Source organism: Streptosporangium sp. NPDC001681 (assembly GCF_040298085.1).
GTDB lineage: Bacteria > Actinomycetota > Actinomycetes > Streptosporangiales > Streptosporangiaceae > Streptosporangium.
Genome location: NZ_JBEOZN010000068.1, coordinates 44,680 through 50,812 on the forward strand (window position 1 = coordinate 44,680; position 6,133 = coordinate 50,812).

A 6,133-nucleotide genomic window follows, 5' to 3' on the forward strand; every position below is an offset into this window, starting at 1 on the left:
ACTGGTTGATCTGATCAGACTGAGTGAACAGGGTTAATTCTTTGTTGCCTGGTTCACAAAGAGGGAGAACTCCGGGTTCAAAGTGGCCGGTGGCCGGCCCTCGCCCCGCCACCGGCCACCCGCCCCTTCGTCAGTGGATCGTCAGCTGGCCTCCGTCGATGTTCCACGCCTGCCCGGTCACCCACGAGCCCTGGTCGCTGCAGAGGAACACGACCAGGTTCGCCACGTCACCGGGATCACCCGCCCTCCGGAGCGGCACCGTGGTCTCGATGATGCGATCCCAGGCCTCGTCCGGCAGGTCGTCGAGCCGGGAGGTCCGGACTATCCCGGGACACACGGCGTTGACGCGTATCCCCTCCGGCCCCAGCTCCTGGGCCATCGCCGAGGTCAGCGCGTGCAGTCCCGCCTTCGAGGCGGAGTACGCGGCCGTCCTGGCCCCCATCAGCTTGCCGCCGATGGACGAGATGTTGACGATGCTGCCACCCTCCTTCCTGGCGAGCAGGTGCCGCGCGACCACCCGGCTCAGCTGAAAGGAGCCGGTGAGGTTGGTGCCGATCACGGTGTCCCACACCGCCGGATCCAGCCCCGCCACGCTCACCCGGTCGGCGCCCCGGGACGCGGCCGCGTTGTTGACGAGGATGTCGACCCGGCCGAGCCCTCGTACGGCCTCGTCGAGGACACGGCCGGCGTTCTCCTCGTTCGCGGCCCCGTCCGTCGTGATGGTCACGCACCGCCGTCCCAGCGCCGCGATCTCCGTCGCGACCGAGGCCAGCCCCTGCCACCCGGCGTTCCGCTCGTGTTCGGGAAACGCCTCCGGTGGCCGGTCGGTGCCGGTCACGGCGACGTCGCAACCCGCCCCGGCCAGGCCGAGGGCGATGGAGCGGCCGATGGATCGCATCCGCGCCGCTCCCGTGACGAGCGCGACCTTGCCCTCGAATCCGGTCAGCAACATGACGGGGACCTCAACCTGTGATCTTCTCGTACCTGGTGGTGCCGTCGAAGTCCTGCACCTCTCCGATGGGGACCAGCCTGCCCGCGGCACGGTCCAGCCGCTGCTGCCGGACCCCTTCGATCAGGTAGTCGTCGCCGTCGCCGGTGCGCACCTTCACACCCGGCAGGTAGATGGTCGGTTCGGTCACCTCCATGTTGTGCGCCGACTCCATCACGCCCACCCGGTCCATGGTCTTGGCGTGCTCGATCGCCCACGTCGCGAGCATCCCGGCCGTCCAGCCGCCGACGGCCGTGGACGGCACCTGCTTCTCGTGCCCGGGTGTCTTCTCGAACCACTCCAGATAGAGCTTGATCTGCGGTAGGTCGGCGTTCTCCGGCAGGTCGGGGTCGTAGGCGGTGGTGGAGATGATCAGGCCGTCACCCGCCCCCGGCTGCAGCTTCTTGAGCAGCGACAGGCCGAGCTGTGCCGCCTGCAGGATGCGCGGCTTCCACCCGCTGGCGTGCACGTGGTTCAGCGCCTGCATCGCCTGCAGGCCGATGGCGATGTCGTAGAACGTGTCGGCGCCGGACGCGGCCAGGCTGGTGATCTGGTTGGCGACGTCGGGATCGGTGGACTCGAAGGACTCCGTCTTCACGATCTCGATGTTCGAGTTGGCGATGCCCTTCTTGAAACCCTGCAGGTAGGCGCGGCCGAGGTCGTCCTCCTGGTGCAGGATCGCGACCTTGGCGTTCGGGTTGACCGACTTCAGGTACTCCCCGGTCGCCTTGGCCTCCAGCAGGTAGGAGATGCTTCCCGCGGGCCCGCCCCAGGGGTAGTCCGGGTTGCCGAGCTCGGGCGCTCCCGAGGTGGGGAACAAGGAGGGCACACACTCCTTGGCGAGCAACGGCCGCGCCGCCAGGTTCCCGGACGTGCCGAACAGGCCGAGCATCGCGAAGACCTTGTCCTGGGAGATCAGCGCGGAGACGTTGGCCTTGGTCTTGGTGGCCACGTACTGGTCGTCCTTGGCGATCAGTTCGACCTTGCGCCTCTTACCGTCCGGCCCCTGGATGCCGCCCTTGCTGTTGACGTAGTTGAAGTAGGCGTTCATCCCGACCACGAAGCCCCCGCCGACGGCGACGAGTGGTCCGGACATCGGTTGCGACACGCCGAGTTTGATCGTGGTGTCGGTCAGTCCCTCGGTGCCGTTGTCGGGGCAACCGGCCGCCGCTCCGCTGGACGCGGGCGCGGACCGGTCGGCGCCCGCGGCCGAGATGGCGCTGCCGCCGCAGGCCGTGGCGGAAAGGGAGAGCACGGCCATGACGGCGAGCAGCCGTACCTGAGATCTGTGGGTCATCGGTTCTCCTTCGGGTGGTGCGCGGAGGGCCGGAGTCAGGCGGCGACGGGACGGGGGGAGCTGGGTTCCTTCTCCGGCGTGACGGCGCCGCCACGCGGCCCGCGGAGCCGTTGGATCACGGTCCTGGCGCCTCCGGCGAGGCCCTGGGGCAGGAAGAAGGTGAGCAGGATCAGCAGCACGCCGTACACCGCGGGCGTGAGCTGGGGGTTGACGCCGGCCGCGGCCAGCAGTTCGGGGACGTAGTGCAGGAACACCGCGCCGAGGATCGGGCCCACCAGGGTTCCCGATCCGCCGATGGCCATGCCGAGCAGCAGGTTGATCGACACCAGGACGGTGAAGTCGCCGGGGCTGACGAACTGGTTGGCGACCGTGAACATCCATCCGGCCACGCCGGCCACCGCGGCGCTGGCGGCGAACACGGCCACCTTCGTCGCCTTGACGTTGACGCCCACCGTGTGCGCCGCCACGTGCTGGTCGCGGATCGCGATGAGAGAGCGGCCGATCGAGCTGTGCATGACGTTGCGGATGAGCAGGAAGACCAGCGCGGTGATCGTCAACAGCACCCAGTACTGCCACGCGACGTCGGAGACGCCCAGCGAGGCGGGGGCGCTCAGGTTCCGGTCGACGGTCAGCCCGGCGGTGCCGCCGGTCCAGTCGGTGAAGCGCACCGGTATCTGGGGGAACACCAGGGCCAGCGCCATCGTGACGAGCGCCAGGTTCATGCCGCGGATCCGCAGGGCCGGAATGCCGGCCACCGCGCCCACCAGCGCGGCGATGAGGATCGCGAGCGGCAGCACCGTCCAGTAGGACCAGCCGTAGTTCTGCACCGCCAGCGCCGTGGTGTACGCGCCGAGGCCCATCAGCGCGCTGTGGCCGATCGACGGCTGCCCGTTGAAACCGGTCAGCAGGTTGAGGCTCATCACCGCGACGGCGAGGAAGAGCACCTCCAGCAGGCCCCGGATACCGGTGACTCCCAGGACGAACGGGGCCAGGAAGAGAAGGACCAGGCCGGCGAGCCAGGGCGCCGCGCTGACTGTCGTTCGCATTGTGGTCATACCCGCTCCACCGGAACTCGGCCGAACAGCCCCTGCGGGCGGATCAGCAGGACGAGAAGGATCACCGCGAACGCGGTCGCGAGCTGGAGCTGGTTACCGATGAAGGGCAGGTAACCGGCCGACAGGGACTGGATGAGGCCCACCAGCACGCCGCCCACCAGGGCACCGGGCGCGCTCTCGAAGCCGCCCACCACGGCCGCGGCGAATCCGTACAGCAGGAGGGTGGCCATCATGTTCGTGCTGACGAACACGACCGGTGCCACCAGGACCGCCGCGAGGGCTCCGATCGCCGACGCCAGCCCCCAGCCGATCATCATCATCCGGCTCACGTCGATCCCGACCAGGCGGCTTGAGGAGGGGTTCATGGCGGCGGCGCGCAGGCCGAGGCCGAGCTTCGTGCCCATGAACAGCTGCCGGATGAGCAGCGCCACGAGCAGGAAGACGACGACCGTGCCGATCTCCAGGTAGCTGATGTTGACGCCGCCGAGGTTCAGCCCTCCGTCCGGGAACGGCGACTCCAGCCGTTCGGTGTCGGTGCTGAAGATGTATCCGGCCAGGGCGTTGATCGCGAGAAAGAGGCCGAGCGTGACGATCAGCAGCCTGAGGTGGTTGTTGGTCCCTCCCTCGAAGGGCCGGATCACGACGCGTTCGATGACCGCCCCGAGCAGGAAGGCGAAGAGGATGCCGATCGGGATGGCGACGACCAGGGCGAGCCCCAGCCCCAGGGTCTGGTCCGCCAGTTTCCAGACCACGAAGGTGCTGAACATCGCCATCTCGCCCTGGGCGAAGTTCATCAGTCCGGTGGAGCGATAGATGAGCACCAGGGCCAGTGCGACGGCCCCGTAGAGAAACCCGTTCGACGTTCCGTCGACCAGGCGCTGGATCAGCAGTTCCATTGCGGTCTCAAACTCCCAGGTAGGCCCGGCGGATGGAGTCGTCGCCGCGCAGTTCCTCGGCGGTGCCGGTCGAGACGATCCGGCCGTGCTCCAGCACGTACGCGCGGTCGGCGATCGACAGCGCGAGTTCGGCGTTCTGCTCGACGAGGAGCATCGCGGTGCCGGTCTGCCTGTTCATCTCGGCCAGGCTCCGGAACAGCTCCGCGACCAGCATCGGCGCCAGTCCCATCGAGGGCTCGTCCAGCAGCAGCAGCTTCGGTGCGCCCATCAGGGCCCGCGCCACCGCGAGCATCTGCTGCTCGCCTCCGCTCATGCTGCCCGCGAGCTGGCCGCGTCGCTCCGCCAGCTGGGGGAAGACCTCGAACCAGCGCTCCATCGCGCCGGGCACCTCCCGCGCCGGCCGGTGGTAGGCGCCGAGCCGCAGGTTCTCCTCGACGGTGAGGTCCACGAAGGTGCCACGTCCCTCGGGCACGTGCCCGATGCCGAGCCGGGCCCGCTGGTCGGCGCGGAGCCCGCCCACCTGCCGGTCGGCGAGTTCGATCGTCCCCTCTGCCGGGATCTCGCCGCTGAGCGCGCGCAGCGTGGTGGTCTTGCCCGCGCCGTTCGCCCCCAGGATGACGACGATCTCGCCGGGTTCCACATGGAAGGTCAGGTCCCGCAGCACGATGAGCGATCCGTAGCCCGCGGTGAGGCCGGTGACGGCCAGTGCGGCGGTCATGCGGCGGCTCCCAGGTAGGCGGCGACCACGGCCGGGTCCGTCGACACCTCTCCGGGCGGCCCCTGGGCGATGACCTGTCCGAGGTTGAGCACGATCACCTTCTCCGAGATGGTCATGACCAGGCCCATGTGGTGTTCCACCAGGAGCACCGTGAGCCCGTGCGTCTCCCGGAGCGAGCGGATCGTCGTGCCCAGTTCCTCGACCTCGCCGTGGGTCAGGCCCGCGGCGGGCTCGTCCAGCAGCAGCAGGCGCGGGCCGCTCATGACGGCGCGGGCGATCTCGATGCGCTTCAGCGTGCCGAAGGGAAGCCCCGCCGCCGGCTGGTCCGCCAGATGGGCGAGCCGGAGCTCGGTGAGCACCTCCAGGGCGCGTCCTCGCGCCTCCCGCTCTCGGCGCCTCTCCCCCGGCCAGCGCAGGGCGCACGCCAGGACGTTGGAGCGGTGCGCGGTATGGCCGCCGAGCAGCACGTTCTCCAGCACGGTCAGGCGCGGGAACAGGGCGAGGTTCTGGAAGGTCCGTCCGATCCCGCGGGAGGCGAGCGCGTGGGAGGGCAGCGTGAGGATGTTCTCGCCGGCGAACTCGATGCTGCCGTCATTCGGCCGGTAAAGGCCGCTGACGCAGTTGAACACGCTGCTCTTCCCGGCACCGTTGGGGCCGACAAGGGCGACGAGGGCGCCTTCCTGCACGGCGAAGGACACGCCGTCCAGGGCGCGTACACCGCCGAACCTCAAGGTCAGGTCCTGTACGTCAAGGAGGCTCATGAACGGCCTCCGCTGCTTTGGGGGGTGGGTGGACTGTAGGCGATCATGGAACCGCCCCTTCCTGGATGACACTTGTCGAATCGGGCACGTGTCGGGACATCTGAGTCGACGGGGACGACGTCTAAGGGGGTGAGATTCACCAGGTGCCCTCGCCGGTCCGGCGATCGGGTTGCGTCCGATCCTGAAACAGGATTCTTGTTTCGTCAAGGTTTCCGGGGACTCTATACAGTGAAGTCCCGTAGCCCGGCCGCCTGACAAGAAGTGTCATGTTTAGCCAGTTCAGAAGCCTATATTTCTCCGGCAACGACTACGGGTCGGACTCTGAGCAGGGTTGCCAGACAAGGCTTTGAGGTGATGAATGAAAACCTCATTTCTAAAGGTGCACACGGCACGCCGAGGTCGCGCGATGGCCACGGCC

At 68.5% G+C, this 6,133-nt stretch carries 6 protein-coding genes; all 6 read right to left on the reverse strand.

The window, feature by feature from the left end:
• Positions 1 to 130 precede the first annotated feature (130 nt).
• From ABT130_RS27815 to ABT130_RS27840, 6 genes are read right to left on the reverse strand one after another with little or no spacing between them, the layout of a single operon-like run.
• Positions 131 to 952, reverse strand: a complete 822-nt coding sequence (locus ABT130_RS27815) for an SDR family NAD(P)-dependent oxidoreductase (protein WP_350960070.1) — start codon at positions 950 to 952, stop codon at positions 131 to 133.
• 10 nt (positions 953 to 962) lie between these two features.
• Positions 963 to 2,285, reverse strand: coding sequence for an ABC transporter substrate-binding protein (locus tag ABT130_RS27820; protein ID WP_350960072.1), 1,323 nt, complete (start codon positions 2,283 to 2,285; stop codon positions 963 to 965).
• 35 nt (positions 2,286 to 2,320) lie between these two features.
• Positions 2,321 to 3,340 (reverse strand): branched-chain amino acid ABC transporter permease, encoded by a 1,020-nt coding sequence (locus ABT130_RS27825; protein WP_350960075.1) that lies wholly within the window; start codon positions 3,338 to 3,340, stop codon positions 2,321 to 2,323.
• Complete coding sequence (locus tag ABT130_RS27830) at positions 3,337 to 4,236, reverse strand: branched-chain amino acid ABC transporter permease (protein WP_350927153.1); 900 nt, start codon at positions 4,234 to 4,236, stop codon at positions 3,337 to 3,339. The genes ABT130_RS27825 and ABT130_RS27830 overlap by 4 nt, the downstream gene beginning before the upstream one ends.
• Before the next feature lie 7 nt (positions 4,237 to 4,243).
• The gene (locus tag ABT130_RS27835; protein ID WP_350960078.1) at positions 4,244 to 4,954 is read right to left on the reverse strand and encodes an ABC transporter ATP-binding protein; all 711 of its coding nucleotides are present in this window, start codon (positions 4,952 to 4,954) and stop codon (positions 4,244 to 4,246) included.
• On the reverse strand, positions 4,951 to 5,715 hold the full coding sequence (locus tag ABT130_RS27840; protein ID WP_350960081.1) for an ABC transporter ATP-binding protein: 765 nt from the start codon (positions 5,713 to 5,715) through the stop codon (positions 4,951 to 4,953). The genes ABT130_RS27835 and ABT130_RS27840 overlap by 4 nt, the downstream gene beginning before the upstream one ends.
• Between the last annotated feature and the right edge of the window lie 418 nt (positions 5,716 to 6,133).

What these genes read in the sequence shown, in the direction of transcription:
- ABT130_RS27815 (WP_350960070.1), bottom strand. Translation starts at nt 952, where the DNA reads ATGTTGCTGACCGGATTCGAGGGCAAGGTCGCGCTCGTCACGGGAGCG.
- ABT130_RS27820 (WP_350960072.1), bottom strand. Translation starts at nt 2,285, where the DNA reads ATGACCCACAGATCTCAGGTACGGCTGCTCGCCGTCATGGCCGTGCTC.
- ABT130_RS27825 (WP_350960075.1), bottom strand. Translation starts at nt 3,340, where the DNA reads ATGACCACAATGCGAACGACAGTCAGCGCGGCGCCCTGGCTCGCCGGC.
- ABT130_RS27830 (WP_350927153.1), bottom strand. Translation starts at nt 4,236, where the DNA reads ATGGAACTGCTGATCCAGCGCCTGGTCGACGGAACGTCGAACGGGTTT.
- ABT130_RS27835 (WP_350960078.1), bottom strand. Translation starts at nt 4,954, where the DNA reads ATGACCGCCGCACTGGCCGTCACCGGCCTCACCGCGGGCTACGGATCG.
- ABT130_RS27840 (WP_350960081.1), bottom strand. Translation starts at nt 5,715, where the DNA reads ATGAGCCTCCTTGACGTACAGGACCTGACCTTGAGGTTCGGCGGTGTA.